Raw genomic sequence first — 18,646 nt, forward strand, 5'->3', positions numbered from 1 at the left:
AGTTCCCTCCGTCTCCGGCGGATGCTACGGTGCCGCAAATTCATTCCACTCGAGGAGACGCCGATGGCCGAGGATCCGTCCCAAGAGCCCGTCCCTGACCTGCAGCTCAGCGAAACGCAGCAGGCTGCGATCGCCAAGCTGGCGAACGACGAGATCGTCATCAAGCCGCCGATCCGCCTGGCGCGCGAGGCCTACCTCGCCAACGACGAGATCGAGCGTGCCGCAGCGCTCGCCGACCCGGACGTCTTCTGGGCCGAACGTGCCCGCGCCATCGAGTGGATGGAGCCGTTCCACACCGTCTGCCAGTTCGACCCGCCGCACCACCAGTGGTTCCTCGGCGGCAAGCTGAACGCCACGGTGAACTGCCTCGACCGCCACGTCTACTCCGACCGCCGCAACAAGGCCGCGCTCCTCTGGGTCGGCGAGGACGGCGAAGAGCACGCCTACACCTACAACCGCCTCTACCGCGAGGTGAACCGCTTCGGCAACGCGCTGAAGCGCCTCGGCGTGGTCAAGGGCGACCGGGTGATCATCTACATGCCGCTGGTGCCCGAGGGGATCGTCACCATGCTCGCCTGCGCGCGCATCGGCGCCATCCACTCGGTGGTCTTCGCCGGCATGGGCACGCAGGCGCTGCGTTCGCGCATCGTCGACTCGGGCGCCAAGGTGATCGTCGCCAGCGACTTCACCTTCCGTCGCGGCAAGAAGATCGCGCTCAAGCCGACGATCGACGAGGCGGTGCGCGACCTGACCTTCGTCGAGCACGTCATCGTCCACCGCCGCGGCTCGCGGCCGGGCGACGCGCCGGTGGCGTTCGACAGCGAGCGCGAGTGCGACTTCTACGACATCCAGCAGGCGCGCGAGATCCACTGCCACCCCGAGCCGATGGACGCCGAGGACCCGCTCTTCATCCTCTACACCTCGGGGACCACCGGCAAGCCCAAGGGTGTCGTGCACACCACCGGCGGCTACATGGTCGGCGTGACCTATCTGGCGCGCGCCTTCTACCAGATCACCGAGCGCGACATCTACTGGAGCACCTCGGACATCGGCTGGATCGTCGGCCACTCGTTCATCGTCTACGGGCCGCTCTCGGTCGGCGCCACCGTCTTCTGCCGCGAGGGGGTGCCGGACTACCCGTCGCCCGAGGTGACCTGGGAGCTCGTCGAGCGCTTCGGCATCAACCTTATGTTCACCGCGCCGACCGCTCTGCGCATGTGGATGAGCCACGGCGAGGAGGCACCGAAGCGCTTCGACCTCTCGCGCCTGCGCCTGCTCGCCTGCGCCGGCGAGCCGCTCAACCCGGAGGCGCACCTCTGGGCCCAGAAGCACCTCGTCGGCCAGGGCAACGGCCTGGTGGTCGACAACTTCTGGCAGACCGAAGTCGCCGGCCCGGTGCTCGGCACGCTCCCGACCTTCGAGGTGCGGCCCGGCAAGGCCGGCAAGCCGCTCCCCGGCGTGGTCGCCGACGTCGTCGATCGCGACGGCAAGTCGCTGCCGGACGGGCACGGCGGGCTCCTGGTGATCCGCCAGCCGCTCCCCTACATGTTGCGCACCGTCTGGGGCGACGACGATCGCTACCAGCAGTACTGGCGCCAGGTGCCAGGCTGCTACGCCGCCGGCGACATCGCGGTGCGCGATCGCGACGGCTACTTCGCCGTGCTCGGGAGAGCCGACGACGTGATGAACGTCGCCGGCCACCGCATCGGCACCGCCGAGGTGGAGAGCTCGCTGCTGCGCCACCCGTCGGTCGCCGAGAGTGCGGTCATCGGCCTGCCCGACCCGGTCAAGGGCGAGCGGATCAAGGCCTTCGTCGTCCTCAAGCCCGGCCAGTCCGAAGGGCCCGGCCTCATCGGCAGCCTGAAGGACCATGTCCGCCAGGACCTCGGGCCGATCGCCCAACCCTCCGACATCGAGATTCGCCCGAGCCTGCCGAAGACCCGCTCCGGCAAGATCGTGCGCCGCTACCTCAAGTCCCAGGAGCTCGGCGAGGACCCGGGCGACCTCTCGACGCTCGCCGACTGACCGCCGTCGCGCCAGCCGTCTGCCACCCTGACGCCGCCGGGCTCCCACCCGGCGGCGTCTTCGTCTTGCGCCGACCGCTCGGCCCTCGCCATCCGGAGCGGCACGGCCCCAGGGAGAGCGCCGCGACCCCCGAGGCGCATCTCGGATATGGTCTCCCGCGTCATGCCCCGCAACGTCGAGATCAAGGCCCGGATCGGCGACATCGCCGCGCTGACCGCCCGAGTCGCGGCAATCGCCACCGACGGGCCGCAGGAGATCGTCCAGGACGATACATTCTTCGCCTGCCCCCACGGCCGCTTGAAGCTCCGCGCCTTCGCGCACGACGACGGGCAGTTGATCTTCTATCGCCGCGCGGACGCTGCGGGGCCGACGGAGTCGTTCTTCGTCCTCACGCCGACGACCTCGCCCGACCGCCTGCGCGACACCCTCGCGCACGCCTGCGGCGTCACCGGCAGGGTGCGCAAGCGGCGCACGCTCTATCTCGTCGGTCGCACACGGGTGCACCTCGACGAGGTCGAAGGGCTGGGCGACTTCCTCGAGCTCGAAGTGGTGCTGCGCGACGACGAGGCGACGGGCGACGGCGTCGCCGAAGCCCACGCCCTGCTCGAGCGTCTCGGCATCGAGCGCACCGCTCTCGTCGAGCGCGCCTACGTCGACCTGTTGCAGGAGGCGCGATGAGCGCGGCGCCGAGCGCCGGCTACTCCGGCACGCCGCTCGCCCGCAAGCTGGGGGTCCGCGAGGGTTGCCGCCTCTGGACGGGGAACGCACCCGCGGCGTATCGCGACTGGCTCGCCCCGCTGCCGCCCGGCGTGCAGTTCGTCGCGCAGCTCGACGCGGCGGTCGACCTCGCCCACCTCTTCACCGCCGGCCGCGCCGAGCTCGACGCGGCGCTGCGCCACGCCCGCCAGGTCCTCGCCCCCACCGCGGTGCTCTGGATCTCCTGGCCGAAGAAGAGCTCGAAGCTACCGAGCGAGGTGACGGAGGAGACGATCCGCGAGCTCGCACTGCCGCTCGGCTTCGTCGACGTCAAGGTCTGCGCCGTCGACGAGGTCTGGTCGGGCCTCAAGCTGGTCGTGCGGCGCGAGCTGCGCTGAGCTCGAGGGGCGCAGCGGGATCACGACCGCGAAGGAGAAGCCGATGGCGCTCAGTGTCTTCGACGACAAGGCCTGTCCACCCGACCCAGCGGAGCTGACGCGCGTCCTCGGTCCGGCCGCTTCGGCCTGGCATGAGCTCGTCGCCGCGACGACGCGCGACCACGGTCCGCTCGAAGAGGTCTGGAGCTTCGCCGGGCCGTCCTTCGGCTGGTCGCTCCGGCTCAAGCAGAAGAAGCGGGTCGTGCTCTACCTGACGCCCCAGGCGGGCCGGTTCCTGGTCGGCATGGCGCTCGGCGAGAAGGCGGTCGCCGCCGCCGGTCGCGAGCTGCCGGCCCCGGTGCTGGCGCTCCTCGACGCGGCACCCCGCTATGCCGAGGGCCGCGGCCTCCGCCTGCCCGTCGTCGCCCTCGCGGACCTCCCGGCCGTGCTGCATCTCGCCGCCGCGAAGATGCGTCGGTGAGAAGCACCTTCGGCCCATCGAACGACGCCCGCCCGAGCCCGTCGCCATGCGCCTTCGCATTCGCCCCTACGAACCGGAGGACGCCTGCGAGCTGGCCGCCGCGGTGGCCGAATCGCAGCCCGAGCTCTACCGCTGGATGGACTGGGCCCACCCCGGCTACTCGCTCGACGACGCCGCCCGCTGGCTCGCCGAACGCCCGCGTCTCTTCCGCCAGGGCTCGGAGTACGAGCATGCCGTCTTCGTCACGCTCGACGACGGCGTCGAGCGATACGCCGGAGGCTGCGCCGTCAATCTGATCCGTCCGGCGGAAGGCATCGCCAACCTCGGCTACTGGGTGCGCAGCTCGCTCGCCGGACGCGGCATCGCCACCGGCGCAGCGCGCCTGCTGGTGGAGCTGGCCCGCAACTCCACCGACCTGCGCCAGCTCGAGATCGTCTGTGCTTCCGGCAACCACGCCAGCCGGCGCGTCGCCGCGAAGCTCGGCGCGGTCGACACCGGCCCCGTCGCCGCACGCCTGATGATCCACGGGAGGCCGCACGAGGCCTTCGTCTACCGCCTCGATCTCCGTTGAACCGCGTCGCCTCGCGGATGGCGCGAAACTCGCGGCGTCGCGCCTGCGTACCACCGGCGGCAGGAGGAGATGGGCATGCTCGAACTGGTGGGGCTCAGCAAACAGTACCGCGGAGGACCGTTGGCGCTCGACCGGATCGACCTGTCGATGCACGCGGGTGTGCTCGGCCTGCTCGGGCCGAACGGCGCCGGCAAGACGACGCTGCTCTCCATCCTCGCCACGGTCCAGCGACCGAGCAGCGGCACCTTCCGCTGGCGCGACGTCGATGGCCTCGCCGATCCGCAGGCGGTGCGGCGCGACCTCGGCTACCTGCCCCAGGACTTCGGACTCTACGACCATCTGACAGCGCGTGAGTTCCTGCGCTACGTCGGCCGGCTCAAGGGTCTCTCGGGGGCGCTCCTCGCGGGGCGCGTCGACGAGATGCTCGAGCTCGTCAACCTGCGGGGCGCGGCGACGCGCCGGCTCGGCACCTTCTCCGGCGGCATGCGCCAGCGCGTCGGCATCGCCCAGGCGCTGCTCGCCGACCCGCGCCTCCTGATCGTCGACGAGCCCACCGTCGGCCTCGACCCGGAGGAGCGCGTGCGCTTCCGCAACCTGCTCGCCGAAGTGGCGCGCGATCGCGTCGTGCTGCTGTCGACGCACATCGTCTCCGACGTCGAGGCGGTGGCGACGCAGATCGCCATCCTCATCGCCGGACGTCTCCTCGCTTGCGAGAGCCCGGACGAGCTGCTCCGCCGCGCGGCGAGACACGTCTTCCGGGCCTCCGTCACGCCACAGGAGCTGCCGGCGCTCGCCGCCCGCCTGGCGGTCTCCGGGCTGGTGCGCCGTGCCGACTCGGTGACGTTGCGCTACGTCACCGACGACGCGGCGGCCGCCGGCGTCTCCGGGGCCGAGGTCGTCGAGCCCACCCTCGAGGATGCGTATCTGCTGCTGCGCGGCCGCTCCGCGACCGCTTCGGGCACGCGGAGCGCCGCATGAGCGCGGCGCCCCACCCTGCCGCGCAGATGCTCGCCCAGGCGAGCGTCGAGCTGCGGCTGCGTCTGCGCTCGCCGGCCACGGCGATCGCCCTGCTGCTGGTGCTCGCGCTCGGCTGGTGGTGGATCCCGGCGCCGGACGGTCGCGCCGTGTCGCTCTCCTGGAAGGACGCGACGGGCGAGCTCCAGACGCCGGAGACCGGCGCGAGCGCCCTCGGCGTGGCCGGCGCCTTCCTCGGCGGCTTCCTGCTGATGATCCCGGCCTTCTACCTCGTCGCCGGCGCGATTCGCCGCGATCGCGAGTCGGGGCTCGGCGCCCTGCTCGCCTCGACGCCGATGGGCAAGAGCGCCTACGTGCTCGGCAAGTGGCTCGGCCACTGCGCCTATCTCTCGCTGCTCGTCGCCTGCGCCGCGCCGCTCGTTCTCTTCCACTTCGCGCAGCATGGCGTCGGTGCCTTCGACGCCGGCGCGCTGTTGCTGCCGCTGCTCCTCTTTCCCGCGCCGGCCATCCCGTTCGTCGCCGCGCTCGCCCTCGCCTTCGAGACGACTCCCGGGCTGCGCGGTCGCGGCGGCCTCGTCGCCGCCTTCTTCGCCCTCTCGATCCTGCTCGCGGTGGTGCCGATGCAGTCGAGCGGCAGCCTCGACCCGGAGGCTCGCCAGCAGGCTGGCCGCGCGCTGCCGGCGTTCGATCCCGCCGGTCTCGCCACGGTCGAGCAGCTCCTCGTCCGCTCGCTCCCCGCCGGCGTCCATTCGCTCGCCACCGGCCACATCATCCACTCGACGCCGCCACGGCGTGTCCCCTGGTCGGGCATCGCCTGGGACGCGGCGCTCGCTCTGCGCCGCTTGGCGATGACGCTCTGGTCAGCGCCGATCCTCCTCTGGGCGATCCTGCGCTTCGACCGCTTCGCGCCACGGCGTCCGGCGCGACGCCCCTCCGCGGCGCGAGGTGCGGTCGATCCGACGGCTCCCGTCGAGCCGTCGACGGCGACGCATCGTCCGTACACGTCGCTCCCCGCGGGGGCCGCCCGGCCAGGATCCCGGCTCGCGATCGTCGCCGAAGCGCTCCTTGTCGCGCGGTCGGCGAGGTTGCCGTTGGCCTTCGCCTTCGTCGCCTCGCTCGTCGGCTCGCTGCTCGCGCCGGCGGCGGCACAGGTGGCCGCAGCGATCGCACTGCTCGCTCTCGCCGTCGCGCTCGCCGAGGTCGGGGCACGCGAGCGCATCGCCGGCACGCTCGAGCTCGTCCGGCCGCTGCCGGCGATCCCCGCCGTCGTCTCGCTGTGGAAGGGCGGAGCCGCCTTCGCGGTGGCGCTACTCGCCATCGCCCCGCTCGCGCTTCGTGCGGCATTTGCCTCGCTGGCCGCTCTGCTCGCCGCGCTCCTCGGGCTGCTCTTCCTCGCCACCTTCGCCGTCGGCGCGGCGCGGCTCTCCAGCAGCGGACGTCTCCTGCTCGGCTCTTATCTGCCCCTCGGCTACGCGGCGAGCAGTGGGCTCTCGCCCGCCGACTTCACCGGCCTCGTGACGGGCTCCTCTTCGCTCGTGCGCTCGGCGCTCTTCGCCGTGGGCGGCGTCGCGCTCGCCGCACTCGCCGACGTGGTCGAGCGTTGGCGGATGCGCGGCTGATCGCGCCGTCGCGCGAACGCGTTCGATTCCAGGTCACGGCAGTCGGTATTCCTCGGTGCGGCGCGCTCTCGGAGCGCACCGGTCCTTTGTTCCATTCGGTGCTAGCTTCCTGTCCATTCTTCGGCGGGACCATGCCGCGCCAACGTACCGAGGAGGCTTCATGCACCGATCCAGCTCACGCCGTCCGCACTTCGTCGCCCTGCTCGCCGCGCTCTTCGCGTTCACGGGCCTCGCCGATCCCGCTCGTGCCGCGAACCAGAACGTCTCGTTGTCGGGCGTCAACTTCTCTCCTCGCAACGTGACGATCAACGCCGGCGAATCGGTCACCTGGACGAACAACGGCGGCACGCACAACGTCGTCGCCGACGACAACAGCTTCCGCTGCGCCAACGGCTGTGACGATCAGGGCGGAAACGGCGACCTGTCGAGCGCCAACTGGAGTTTCTCGCGCACGTTCTCCAGCGCCGGGACCATCGCATACCACTGCGCCGCCCATGGCGCTGCTGGCGGCGTCGGCATGTCGGGCACCGTCACCGTGCTTGCGGTCGGCAGCCCTGGGACCTTGGCGTTCTCCGGCGCGGGCTACTCCGGCGGCGAGGGCGGCGGCGCGGTGACGATCACGGTGAAGCGGACCGACGGCTCGCAGGGCGCCGTCTCGGTCGACTACTCGACTGCGGATGGCACCGCCGTCGCCGGCTCCGACTTCACCGCGACGAGCGGCACGCTCAACTGGGCCGACGGCGACAGCTCGGACAAGACCTTCCAGGTCGCCATCCTCGACGACGCCGAAGTCGAAGGCAGCGAGACCTTCACCGTCTCGCTCGCCTCGCCGTCGGGCGGCGCGTCGCTCGGCTCTCCGGCCACCGCCAGCGTCGCGGTGTCGAGCAACGACACGCCGTCGAGCTCGGGCTCGATCCGATTCACCGCCGCGTCGGCGAACGTGGCGGAGAACGCCGGGAGCGTCACCCTGTCGCTCGAGCGCACCGGCGGCTCGTCGGGAGCGGTCTCGGTCAACTGGGCCACCGCCAACGGCACGGCGACCGCCGGCGCGGACTTCACCGCGGCCAACGGCAGCGTCAGCTTCGGCGACGGCGAGACCGGACCGAAGTCGATCCAGGTGACGATCGCCGACGACACCACCGAGGAGTCGAGCGAGAGCTTCAGCGTCGCGCTTTCGGCACCGAGCGGCGGTGCAGCGCTCGGTTCGCCGGCGAGCGCGACGGTGACGATCAACGACAACGACGCGATCGGCCCCTGCGTCGCCGACGCCACGACGCTCTGTCTCAACGAAGGGCGCTTCCGCGTGCGCATGCGCTGGACCGACTTCCAGAGCGTGACGCGCGACGCCAAGGCGCTCACGTTCCGCTCCGACAGCGGCTTCTTCTACTTCGTCGACGACAGCAATCTCGAGGTGCTGGTCAAGGTGCTCAACGGCTGCGGCGTCAACAACAAGTTCTGGGTCTTCTTCGCCGCGGCGACCAACACGGGATTCACCTTGACGGTCACCGACACGCACACCGGGATCAGCAAGCCGTACACCAACCCGCTCGGCGCCTTCCCGCTCACCGTCGGTGACACCGGCGCGTTCGGAGGCTGCTCGTGAGCGACAGCTTCCGTCTCACCCTGGCGAGCCTCGTCGCCGGGCTCGTCGCCGCGCCGCTCCTGGCCCACGCCGGCCACGTCGAGAGGGTGACCGCGTCGAGCCCCGAGGCCTGGGCGATGCGCTGGTTCGCCGCCGCACTCGTCGAGAGCGGCGCCGGCGGTCCGGCGACGCTCGCACCGGGCAACTTCGAGCTCGGCGTCGAGGCGCTCGAGATCCCCCATCTCTCGGCGCGCCAGAGAACGGTCGGCTTCGACGGCACGAAGACGGAGGATCTCAATCGGACGCCGCTCGCCGCCCGTCCGGAGGTGAGCCTCGGCCTGCCCGGCGGGTGGATCGTGACGGCGGGCTGGATCCCGCCGATCGAGCTCGACGGGGCGAAGGCCAACGTGCTGACGCTGTCGCTCGGCCGATCGTTCCGCTTCGGCGATCGTGGCCGCGTCGCGCTGCGTGCCGCGGCCGCGCACGCCACGGTCCGCGGCGACTTCACCTGCCCGGCAGCGGCGGCCGCGGCAGGAGACGACCCGATCGCCAACCCGTACGGTTGCGACGAGCCGTCGCACGACGAGCAACGGTTCGACACCGTGGGGCTCACCGCGGCGTTCGGGTGGCGCCTCGGGACCCGCTCCACCTCACCGGAGCTCACGCTCGCGGCGGGCAGCCATCGCTTCGACGGCACCTTTCACGTCGACGCCACCTATGTCGGCTTCCAGGACACGACGCACCTGACCAACAAGAGCTGGATCACCACGGCGGCGGTGGGGCTCGCCGTTCCCGTCGGCGAGCGGGCCCGCCTCGACCTCGCCGCGCACGTTGCGCCGCTCTCGGTCGAGCGACACATCGGCACCGGTCCGCTCGAACGGCGCGAGCGCGACGACCTGCTCCAGGTCCGAGCGGGGTTCGCCGTGCGCCTGCCCTGAAGCGGCAGGCACCGGAGCGATCGCCCGAGGCGGCCGGCGTGTCAGGCGCCGGCGGCCTCGGGATCCTGGTCGAGGATCGACTGCCGCACGGCTTCGGGAAGGGCGGTCTTGCGCTGCGTGCGGTAGTCGAAGGAGACGACGACCCCGTTGCCCTCGGCCACGACCGCACGCTGCGCCGTGCTCCAGACGAGGTACTCGGTGAGGAAGCGGTCGAACGCGAGCTCGCGCGCCCGCAGGCCGATGACGAGCGTGTCGGGATAGGTCACCGGAAGCCGGTAGCGGATCGACGTCGAATGGAGGATCGGGCCGACTCCCGTGCGCGCCGCGATCTCCATCCAGCCGAGGCGCTCGAAGAAGGCCACCCGGGCGCTTTCGAACCAGCGGAAGTAGACGGTGTTGTTGACGTGGCCGAGGGCGTCCATCTCCCCCCAGGCGACGCGGATCTCCATGGTCGACGGAAAACCCGCGAGAGGATTTGCTTCCATGGCTGCCTCCCGGTTCCGGCAGGGACTCGCGCCTAGCCTAGGAGATCGTCTCCCCGACGTCGAGTTGACCTGTCACAGGGCGCGCCGTTCTCGCGTCCGGCGGGCCTCGCCCGAGCGGTTCGCGGAGGCCGACGACCCGTTCCCTGTAGGCGAAGCGCCAGGCGTTGCGACGGATGGGTCGGCGACCCACGCGGGGGGCTGTTCGCGTCGGGCCGAAAGAGGGCAGACTTCGCTTGATGCCGAGACCCGAGACGCTCCCGTCCCTGGCGCGGTGGACGCGCGCGACCGCGCTCGGCTGGGCGCTCGGCGTGCCGCTGGTCGTTCTCCTCTCCGTCCTCGCCGAAGCCGGCGACGTCGAGGGCCTGCAAAGCCCGATCGGCCTCGGCATGGGGCTGGCTCTCGGCCTCGTTCAGCTCGGGGCGCTGCGAGCTCGCGGCGCTCGCTCGAGCTCCTGGTTCTGGGCCACCTTCGCTGGTCTCTCGCTGCCCTTCGCCGCCATCGATCTCGCACGGCTCGCCGGGATCATGGTTCCCGACTCGCTCTACGTCGCCGTTCCGGTCGGCGGCCTCCTCGCCGGTCTGCTCCAGGCCCTGGCGCTCCGTTCCGCCGGGGTCCGACCGCTCCTCTGGTCCCTCGCCAGCACTCTCGGCTGGTCGCTCGCCACCGCCTCCGTCGCCCTCGCCGATTCGCTGCGCCACCTCTCGCTGCTGCACGGCCTCGCCGGGGCGCTTCTCTACCTCATGCTCGCGGCCGCCGGCGGCCCGCTGCTCGGCCTTGCCACCGGCCTTGCCCTCCGCCACGCGTCGCGCGCCGCCGTCGCATCGCCATCCACCGACTTGGAGCAGGCACCGGGATGACGCGGGGACTCGCGACGCGGTCCCGGATCGCCTGCACCGTGCGCGCCACGGTCGCGCCGGGAGGGCCCGGTCGGCCGGAGCTCCACCTCGGCGGCCCTGCGAGGTGCACGGCCCGGCTTCCGCGCCACGGCTCGCAGCGATGACGACGCCGCCTCTCGCTCGACCTCTCCGTCCCCGGGCGGCGTCCTGGCGACGGGTGAGTCCGATCCGCCTGATCGCCTGGATCGAGGCGGCGAAGGGTCTGGTCGTTCTGCTCACCGCCACCGGTCTGGTCTCGCTCCTGCACCAGGATCTCTACGCGGTCGCCTCGGCCCTGCTCGAGCACGCGCACCTCGACCCGGCCGCGCGCTATCCGCAGATCTTCCTCGACGCTGCCTCACGGCTTCAGGACTCGCACCTCGTCCTTCTGGCGGTCGGCGCCTTCGCCTACTCGGCCGTGCGCTTCGTCGAGGCGTACGGCCTCTATTTCGAGCGCGCCTGGGCCGAGGTGCTGGCGGCGGCGAGCGGCCTCGTCTACGTCCCGTTCGAGCTCTTCGCGCTGGTGCGCAAGGCGACGTGGCACGGAGCCCTCTTCCTGCTGATCAACCTCGCCGTCGTCGCGATCATGGTCCGCGCCCTGCTCGCCCGGCGCCGCGCCCACGCCAACGCCCACTCAGACGCAGTCGCAGGCACAGACGCGAACGCAGGCTGATCCCAGCGCCGCTCTCGAGGTCCGGCGACATCCCTCCTGGCGAGCGAAGGCGCCATCCGCCGTTGCGAGTGTGTCGCCGGTCGTCCTCCCTTCTTGCGGCGGCGTCGAGCGCCGAACGGGTCTCGGCTGATCGCGGCTCTCCCTCCGGCAACTCGCGGCGCGACCTGAACGCCGCGAGTCGACACCTCGGCCGTGCGGTCCCGGGTTCCCCGGTCGTGGTGGTGGCGGGCGCCGCGGCAGGTGGCAAGGCACGAGGGTAGGATCCCGCCGTGCTCCTGGCGCTGACCACCCTTCGTTCCTCGATCGCTGCGGTGCGACCCCCGTCGGTCGCGCGCCTCACGGTGCTCGCGTGCTGCCTCGGGCTGGCAACCAACGCCGGTGCTCAGGTCGGGAGCGAGGTGACGCGCGGCCCCTATCTCCAACGCGCCTCGCCGACCTCGATCATCGTGCGCTGGCGCACGGCGAGCGCGAGCGACGCCGTCGTCGCGCTCGGCGACTCCCCCGGCACGCTCGTCTCCGTCGCCACGCTTCCCGGCGCGACGACCGAGCATCGCGTCGCGCTCTCCGGCCTGCTCCCCGACCACCTCTACTACTACTCGATCGGCTCGAGCACCGGCGTGCTCGCCGGCGGCGACGCCGCACACGCCTTCCGCAACGCGCCGGGTGCGGGATCGACGCGTTCGCTGCGCCTCTGGGCCTTCGGTGACGGCGGACTGCCGACCGAGCAGGCGCTCGCCGTGCGCGACGCCTATCTCGCCGACCCCGGCAACGAGTCGACCGACGCCTGGCTGCTGCTCGGCGACAACGGCTACACGACCGGCACCGACGCCGAGCTGCAGGCGGGACTCTTCACCCCGTTCGCCGCGCCGCTGGCGCGGACCGCCCTCTGGCCCGTGCTCGGCAACCACGACGCGGTCTCCTCCGACTCGGCGACGCAGACCGGCCCGTTCTTCGACAGCTTCTCGCTCCCCCGCCTCGGCGAATCGGGCGGCGTGCCGAGCGGCACCGAGGCGTACTACGCGTTCGATCTCGGGGAGGCGCACTTCGTCGCGCTCGACACCGCCGACAGCGACCTCACGCCGGGCGGCGCGATGCTCACCTGGCTCATCGCCGATCTGACCCGCAACACCAAGCCGTGGGTCGTCGCCTTCTTCCACCACCCGCCGTACACCAAGGGCAGCCACGACTCGGACAACCCGGCCGACTCCGAAGGGCGGATGATCGCGGTGCGCACGCAGGTGCTACCGATCCTCGAATGCTTCGGCGTCGCCCTCGTGCTCTCCGGTCACAGCCACGCCTACGAGCGCTCGTTCCTGCTCGCCGGCCACTTCGGCGACTCGACGACCTTCTCGCCGACGATGATGCTCGACGCCGGAGACGGCGACCCTTCAGGAGACGGCGCCTACCTCCGCGCTCGCCGCGCCAGCGGCGGCACCGTCTACGCCGTCGCCGGCGCCGTCGCCTTCGGCGGCAGCGGCCCCCTCGACCACCCCGCCATGGCCCGCAGCCTCCCCAACGCCGGCTCCCTCGTCCTCGACATCACCGGCAACCAACTCCTCGCCCGCTACCTCGACGTCACCGGGATCGAACGCGACCACTTCGCGATCGTGCACGACGAGGTGTTCTTCGAAGGGTTCGAGGGTGGAACAGTGACGGAATGGACGCTCAACCCCTGAGCCCACGGCCCGCACTCCCGGGCGCCACGTCGTTGCTGCTTCGCTCTCCCCTCCGTCGTCCCGAACGAGAGTGAGGGACCCGGGCGGGGGGCGGGACCTGAGACCCGGGGACCTCCAGCCTCCCGCCCACCAGTTCCCTCGCTTTCGGTCGGGAGGACGGAAGGAGGCTGCTCAGCGCTCGGAGCCCGGGCTACTTCGCTCTGCCCGCATACGGTGTACGGTGGCACCTCATCCCCGGGCTGAGGTCCCAACGGCTCCCCCCGCACACGGGGCCGCCGAAGTCAGTCACTAATTCCAGGGCACAACTCCATCTTCTCCCCTTCGAGCATCAGGCAGGTCGAGGTCCGTACCTCCTTCCCTGCACCTTTCGTCGCGATTGAATAGACCAGAGATCTAAAGGTCGGGCTGCCGAGAAGCACTGAACCTTCGGTGGAGCTCCCACCATCGTAGAAGTGGCTGACTCCGCTCCACAGTTCCTTCCAACCAGCAGTGGTGAATCGTAGAAGATGGAACCTCCGCGACAGAACCCCTGTGCCCCACTCATCGACCGTGTCGATCAGTACCTCCCAAACTCCGTCGGCATCCAAGTCAGCCAAAGCTACGGACACCACCTCAGGCATTCTTTCCTTCCGAAGAAGCCTGCCCGACGGCAGACCGAAGAGGATCAGGTGGGAACGTCGCGGCTCATTGATAACCACAAGAGAGAGCCCCTTGCCCAGTCCAAGCTCCAGGTGGCTGGTGTACACCAGATCCCCGACCGAGGCCGGTGCAGGCAACTGAATAAGGTCACCCCACCGGCTGTTCGCAAGAACAGATCTGACTAGCTCTAGGTCAGAAGTCACGCTGGTGGCCCCACCGCCAGAAACTGTGACGGCCATCAGCAAAGCAGTCGACCAGATAGCCATCATCGACATGGGGTGCGTGCGAAGTCGTTTCGATTTGGCGCCCAGAACGGTTCGCGGCGGTGGAAGACCATCTGGGGGCACTCGGGGACATCAACGGGAACCAGCCGGCTCGAATCTCTGCCCCTCCGTTGTCCTGGTGTGTCGTTTGCGAAATAGGTTGCCGAAGTGGTTGGGGCCGCGCTTCCATCGGTGAACCCCTCGATGGACTCGATGGTCCTTGGGAGGCCCCCACCCACACCGGACGGGTCCACGCAATCGCGACAGCGCTTGTAGTTCGAAGAACCGGCCCCATCGAACTGATAGCCACCATTGGCATTGCGAGCCGTCACGACGTCGCATATCGACGTTGTGCACCCCATGCCAGTCCGCGAACTCGACCGATTCATGATCACTGAGGCGATTGCCCGCTGGCAACCCCGCCCAAGAATCCCGCCCTCTGCGAAGACCGCACAAATGAGGCACTGCTGATCCTCGCTGTAGGTCGCCGGCAGAAGGCCAAGCGAGTCGGAGTATGCGATTGGGTTATCCAGCGCGTAGGTGAAGAGCGGGAAGCCTCCTCGGGAGGCTGGATCCGCGCTCACATACCTCCCCGTCCCCGGCTCATACCAGCGGTGGACGTTGTAGTACACCATCGGCTCTTCCTTCCCTTCCAGCGGGACCGCGACCGTGCCAGTAGAGGTATCGGGCTGTCGATGGAGATAGGTGTCGTCCCACTGCCCAGGAAGTCGGAGGAACAACCCGTTTCCGAGCGCACTCTGCGATGTGTAGCGCTGCCAGTCCCTGCCGAAAGGATCAAAGCCGCCGCTCCAGCGGACACTTGAGTCAGCGTTGAGAGCCATCGCAGGCGTTCCCAGATGATCGGTTACAAGGTACGTCACGGTCGCTGGAGTCGCCCCAAGCTTGGACCACTGAGCGACCGGCCACCCCGCGAAGTACAGAACGTTCTGTCGGAGGCCCCGTTCGTTCTTGGCGAAGAGGCGCCCCTGGGAATCGTACGTCGTCGTGATTACGGAATCGCCAGAGCTGGAGAGTCTCGCTTGCGCTAGAAAGCCCCTCCCATCGTACTCAAAATCGAGGCTTCCTTTCATCGCTCCATCCAGACTCTGAAGAAGGCCTGCATCGTCGAACGTGAACTCGGTCGCAGGGATGGAGCTCAGGGGTCTTTGGATCCCGACGAGAAAGCCCGCATGGTCGAAGTCGTAGTTCGACAGATCTTCCGTGTTCGGGAAGGGCTGGACCTGCTGGAGGACGGGAGTAGGGTCCGAATAGGAATAGCTGACATGGTCGCCAGATCCCGCCTCCGACTCCAGGACTCGGTCGCCCATCCGGTCGTACTCCCACGAGAGATCGCCCCAGGGCCCCTGTGCTCGCGATAAGAATCTCTGCCATGGCAGGTACTCGAAGAGCCGGTCCTGGTTCGCTGGGGTCCCGTCATTGATCGAGGTCACATCTCCGTTCGCGTCCGAAGCGTACGTCCAATCGAACAGATCGCCGGACACCGCGATCGTCATCGGGGAATAGCGAGCGTCGTAGGACCTCGTCTCGGTCCTGGACGGGGTGGTGCCGAAGACTAGGCTCTCGAGCGGCCCGTAGGCTCGGTAGGTCGCCCCCGGAGAGCTCGCGACGATCGTCTTCGCTGGCCCACCGGACTCCTGAATCGTCAACGACGTCTCCCGACCGAGAACATCTCTCGCATAGGAAGCGACCAGATCGCCTCCCGGGTAGGTTACCTTCCAGAGGTTGCCTCCCGTGTCGTAACTGAACTCGAGATCGCCGTCCTGGCGAACCTGTCCGAAGGCGTTGTAGGTGTATGCCACCGTTCTGGTGCCGCGGGCAACGCTCGTCAGCCGCCCGAGGTTGAACAACCCAGGCGCACTCCCATACGTGAAGGAGGCATTCAGCGCGCTGTTGGGGTAGCCGACGCCACTGGGTCTGCCAGCCGCATCGTACGAGTGGGTCACCTCGACGCCCAACGCGTTCGTCTCGGTCAGCAGATCACCGTGCTCGTTGTAGGAATAGGTCGTGCCGTTGGTGACTGGCGAGCTCTGCGCAGTCATCAGGTCTCGATCGGAGTACTCGAACTGAGTCTCACTCCCCTGCTGGTCCCGAACCGCGACGAGATGATCCTGAACATCGTAGGTGTAGCCGACTTCGACCTCCCCACCTCCCGAACCAGACCATGGCTCAGCAGTACGAAGGAGGCGGTTGAGCGGATCGTAGTCGTAGACGATCGATGGCTGCGCCGGATAGCTCGCGCGAGGGTGGTTCGGATCCCAGACTTTGCTCAGGTTCCCGGCACAGTCGTACGCGTACTCGGTGACGGAGTTGATGCTCCCGGGGCCTCGTGTCACCTTGTCGAGGTGGCACATGCTCCCGTAGTCGAAGCTGGTGCTCGCGTGAACTTCCCAGGTCGTCGGCGAAGATCCGCGTTCGAGCGACTCGCTCGTGCGATGACCTGCCGCGTCCAGGACGTAGAACTGGCGCTCGGCCTTGCTCGCAGAGGAAATCGACAAGCATGACGTGGCAGTCGGCGATGGTACGGCCGTGCCACGGCGCGTCTCCTGGAGCCGGCCGGCGACATCATAGAGGTACTCGGTCCCGCCACCGGAGGGGCTCTTCACGCAATAGAGGTCGCCGAAGGCGTTGTAGGTGTACGTCGTCGTGCGATCGTCGGTGGCCGTCCCTGGGTCACCACGCTGGATGACGCTCATCACTCGGTTCAGCGTGTCGTAGCTCGTCTCAGTGATGGCCCCGTTCGGGTCGGTGACCGAGGTCCGTCGGTTGAAAACGTCGTAGCCGTACGTCGTCGTTCCCTGGGCGGCGTTCGACTCCGTGCGAACCAGGAGCCCGTGCCGGTCAGGTCCCGGCACGTCGTACGTGAAGGTAGTCTGATCTCCAGTGCCGAATCCTGGGGGATCGATCGCTCCGGGGCGACCGGCAGCGTTGTACCCCGTGTAGAGAGTCGACAAAGAGAACGGCCCGTTCGGCGACTCCACTCCCTCTCGAATCGACTCCTCCAGGCGGCCGCTGTTGTACAGCCAGGTCTGAACACGTGGAGTCGTCTCTCCCACACGAACTGGACCCGTCTTCGACTGGAGCAAAGCGGGATAAGTCGAATCCCAGGTCCAGGTCGTCTCCCTTGGCAAATGTGGGTGGCCCGATTCCGTCGCCGCTTCAACCTTGGTCACCAGCTGACCGTGCGAGTCGTACGTGAAGTCGGTTCGCACCCCTCGCGGATTCGTTTCCATCGAGACCCGCATCGGGTGCGCCGGGTCGTACTGGAACGTCGAGTTCGGCGCCGAGCCGCAGGTTGGACATGCGCCCTGGATCGAGCTGATCCGTGGCTTGCGGCTCTGCGGGTCGCGGCCGAGCGAGTAGACCGACGTTCCGAGAAGTGGGTCCGTCACTGTGGTGACCGTCGGATTGGCCGCGTTGTCGAATGCGAGGTGGTAGGTCGACACCGCCGCCGGACCCGGGAGATGCCTCCCGTCGCCCGCTACCGTCGTGTCTCCAGCCCAGGTCGTGACGACGTTGCCGCTCGCGTCGTACTCGTATCCAGCCAGCACGCGCCGAGCGCCGGCAGCAGTCACCAGCTCCATCAGTGTCATATAGCCGGGGAATCTCGCGTCGGCGTACGAGAACTCGAGCTTAGTTCCGTCGGGGCGCGTCACCCGAATCAGATCCGGGCCAGATCCGAGAAGTGTCGGTGACTGTTGCGAACTCCAATCGTACGTCCATGGGGCCTCGAGCGTTCCGTCTACAGCCCGCCTGCGGATCGTTCGCAGCTTTCCTCCCTCGATGTAGGTGAAGGTGTCCGCCCGACCATCCGGAAAAGACACGGTCTGGAGTTGGCCGAGTGAGTTGTACGTCGCGACGGTTGCGTTGCCGAAGCGGTCAGTCGTCGAGAGCCAGACGCCCGTCGGTCCGAACGCCTGAACGGTCCCATCGAGCCACCGCAGTTCCCAGCCTCCAGCGGTCTTGAACAGTTGGCGATACTCGTCACTCGGCGCGGCGAGCTCGTACAGCCCGTCCCCGCCCGGCACGGTGTCGGTGAACTCTTCATAGCCGCCTTCGCGCGTGAGCAGCCAGACGTGTGTGACGCCCGGGTCCTGCACGATTCGCTCGGCCCACTCGTGCGACCAGTAGCGGCCGAGTGTGATCGGCCACACGTCAGAACCCGGGAAACCGGGATGCCCGACTCCTCCCGCAAAGTACCGGAGTGATGCTCCAGGTCCGGCTCCTGGACAGACACTCGCTCCGCCGCCACCGACTGAAGCGCCACACCCACCTCCACCACCCTTGCCGGGAGCTCCGGCATCGGTTGGCGGCGGAGCCCCTCCCCCAGCCGCGGCGATGCAAGCCCTGCAGTTATCCTTGCAGGGAGGAGGCGGCGGCTCGCGACAGAGTCCAGTCGCCGCTGGATGGAGGGCAACTTGGAAACTCTGCTTGTAGCAGAGACCGCAGGATGGACATGACCCTGTCCACCCAGGAGGGGTGTCGCACTGGCCAACTGTGACCCTGAAGATGTGCGGGGGGCTGGAACAGCTGCCGCTAAAGCTCCACTTGGCGACACCGTTGCTGGCGGTCAGCTGCACACCACCGCTCCCGCACATTCCGACCTGAACCCCTCCAGTAAGGTCATCGACGAAGATATCGGCAGGAACTGAAGGCTGCCAACAGCCGCCCCCCTGACAAGCGTGAACTCCCGGGAACACTACCGGGAGAGTCGCGGTGACAGCGCAAACCGATACGTTCGGGTCGCAGCTGG

At 69.0% G+C, this 18,646-nt stretch carries 15 protein-coding genes; 12 read left to right on the forward strand and 3 right to left on the reverse strand.

Annotated features, from left to right (window positions below; all coding sequences use genetic code 11):
- Positions 1-63 precede the first annotated feature (63 nt).
- The 9 genes from acs to IPJ17_16345 all read left to right on the forward strand — a co-directional run bounded on the left by acs (position 64) and on the right by IPJ17_16345 (position 9,264).
- Positions 64-2,025: an acetate--CoA ligase gene (gene acs, locus IPJ17_16305; GenBank protein QQR73031.1), complete on the forward strand. Its 1,962-nt coding sequence runs from the start codon at positions 64-66 to the stop codon at positions 2,023-2,025.
- A gap of 162 nt (positions 2,026-2,187) precedes the next feature.
- Positions 2,188-2,703, forward strand: coding sequence for a class IV adenylate cyclase (locus IPJ17_16310; GenBank protein ID QQR73032.1), 516 nt, complete (start codon positions 2,188-2,190; stop codon positions 2,701-2,703).
- Positions 2,700-3,119, forward strand: a complete 420-nt coding sequence (locus tag IPJ17_16315) for a DUF3052 family protein (GenBank protein QQR73033.1) — start codon at positions 2,700-2,702, stop codon at positions 3,117-3,119. The genes IPJ17_16310 and IPJ17_16315 overlap by 4 nt, the downstream gene beginning before the upstream one ends.
- 43 nt (positions 3,120-3,162) lie before the next feature.
- The gene (locus IPJ17_16320) at positions 3,163-3,579 is read left to right on the forward strand and encodes a DUF3788 family protein (GenBank protein QQR73034.1); all 417 of its coding nucleotides are present in this window, start codon (positions 3,163-3,165) and stop codon (positions 3,577-3,579) included.
- Positions 3,580-3,625: 46 nt separating this feature from the next.
- Positions 3,626-4,150 carry a GNAT family N-acetyltransferase gene (locus IPJ17_16325; protein ID QQR73035.1) on the forward strand — a complete coding sequence of 175 codons (525 nt, stop codon included), beginning with the start codon at positions 3,626-3,628 and terminating at the stop codon, positions 4,148-4,150.
- Positions 4,151-4,225: 75 nt separating this feature from the next.
- The gene (locus tag IPJ17_16330) at positions 4,226-5,128 is read left to right on the forward strand and encodes an ABC transporter ATP-binding protein (protein QQR73036.1); all 903 of its coding nucleotides are present in this window, start codon (positions 4,226-4,228) and stop codon (positions 5,126-5,128) included.
- On the forward strand, positions 5,125-6,744 hold the full coding sequence (locus IPJ17_16335) for an ABC transporter permease (protein QQR73037.1): 1,620 nt from the start codon (positions 5,125-5,127) through the stop codon (positions 6,742-6,744). The genes IPJ17_16330 and IPJ17_16335 overlap by 4 nt, the downstream gene beginning before the upstream one ends.
- Positions 6,745-6,904: 160 nt before the next feature.
- Positions 6,905-8,347, forward strand: a complete 1,443-nt coding sequence (locus IPJ17_16340; protein ID QQR73038.1) for a hypothetical protein — start codon at positions 6,905-6,907, stop codon at positions 8,345-8,347.
- Positions 8,344-9,264 (forward strand): hypothetical protein, encoded by a 921-nt coding sequence (locus IPJ17_16345; GenBank protein QQR73039.1) that lies wholly within the window; start codon positions 8,344-8,346, stop codon positions 9,262-9,264. Before IPJ17_16340 ends, IPJ17_16345 begins: the two co-directional genes overlap by 4 nt.
- Before the next feature lie 41 nt (positions 9,265-9,305).
- On the opposite strand, the gene IPJ17_16350 is transcribed toward IPJ17_16345, so the two are convergent.
- A complete protein-coding gene (locus IPJ17_16350; protein QQR73040.1) occupies positions 9,306-9,749 on the reverse strand; it encodes an acyl-CoA thioesterase in 444 nt (147 codons plus the stop codon).
- A 236-nt stretch (positions 9,750-9,985) separates the two neighbouring features.
- Between IPJ17_16350 and IPJ17_16355 the strand changes: the two genes are divergently transcribed.
- The 3 genes from IPJ17_16355 to IPJ17_16365 all read left to right on the forward strand — a co-directional run bounded on the left by IPJ17_16355 (position 9,986) and on the right by IPJ17_16365 (position 12,973).
- The gene (locus IPJ17_16355; GenBank protein QQR73041.1) at positions 9,986-10,606 is read left to right on the forward strand and encodes a hypothetical protein; all 621 of its coding nucleotides are present in this window, start codon (positions 9,986-9,988) and stop codon (positions 10,604-10,606) included.
- A gap of 139 nt (positions 10,607-10,745) precedes the next feature.
- Positions 10,746-11,297, forward strand: a complete 552-nt coding sequence (locus IPJ17_16360; protein ID QQR73042.1) for a DUF2127 domain-containing protein — start codon at positions 10,746-10,748, stop codon at positions 11,295-11,297.
- 269 nt (positions 11,298-11,566) lie between these two features.
- Positions 11,567-12,973 (forward strand): metallophosphoesterase family protein, encoded by a 1,407-nt coding sequence (locus tag IPJ17_16365; protein ID QQR73043.1) that lies wholly within the window; start codon positions 11,567-11,569, stop codon positions 12,971-12,973.
- A gap of 281 nt (positions 12,974-13,254) precedes the next feature.
- On the opposite strand, the gene IPJ17_16370 is transcribed toward IPJ17_16365, so the two are convergent.
- Together IPJ17_16370 and IPJ17_16375 are read right to left on the reverse strand one after the other, a co-directional pair.
- Positions 13,255-13,887, reverse strand: coding sequence for a hypothetical protein (locus IPJ17_16370; GenBank protein QQR73044.1), 633 nt, complete (start codon positions 13,885-13,887; stop codon positions 13,255-13,257).
- Positions 13,878-17,993 (reverse strand): hypothetical protein, encoded by a 4,116-nt coding sequence (locus tag IPJ17_16375; protein ID QQR73045.1) that lies wholly within the window; start codon positions 17,991-17,993, stop codon positions 13,878-13,880. The genes IPJ17_16370 and IPJ17_16375 overlap by 10 nt, the downstream gene beginning before the upstream one ends.
- Between the last annotated feature and the right edge of the window lie 653 nt (positions 17,994-18,646).

This window comes from Holophagales bacterium (assembly GCA_016699405.1).
In the GTDB taxonomy this organism is placed as follows: domain Bacteria; phylum Acidobacteriota; class Thermoanaerobaculia; order Multivoradales; family JAGPDF01; genus JAAYLR01.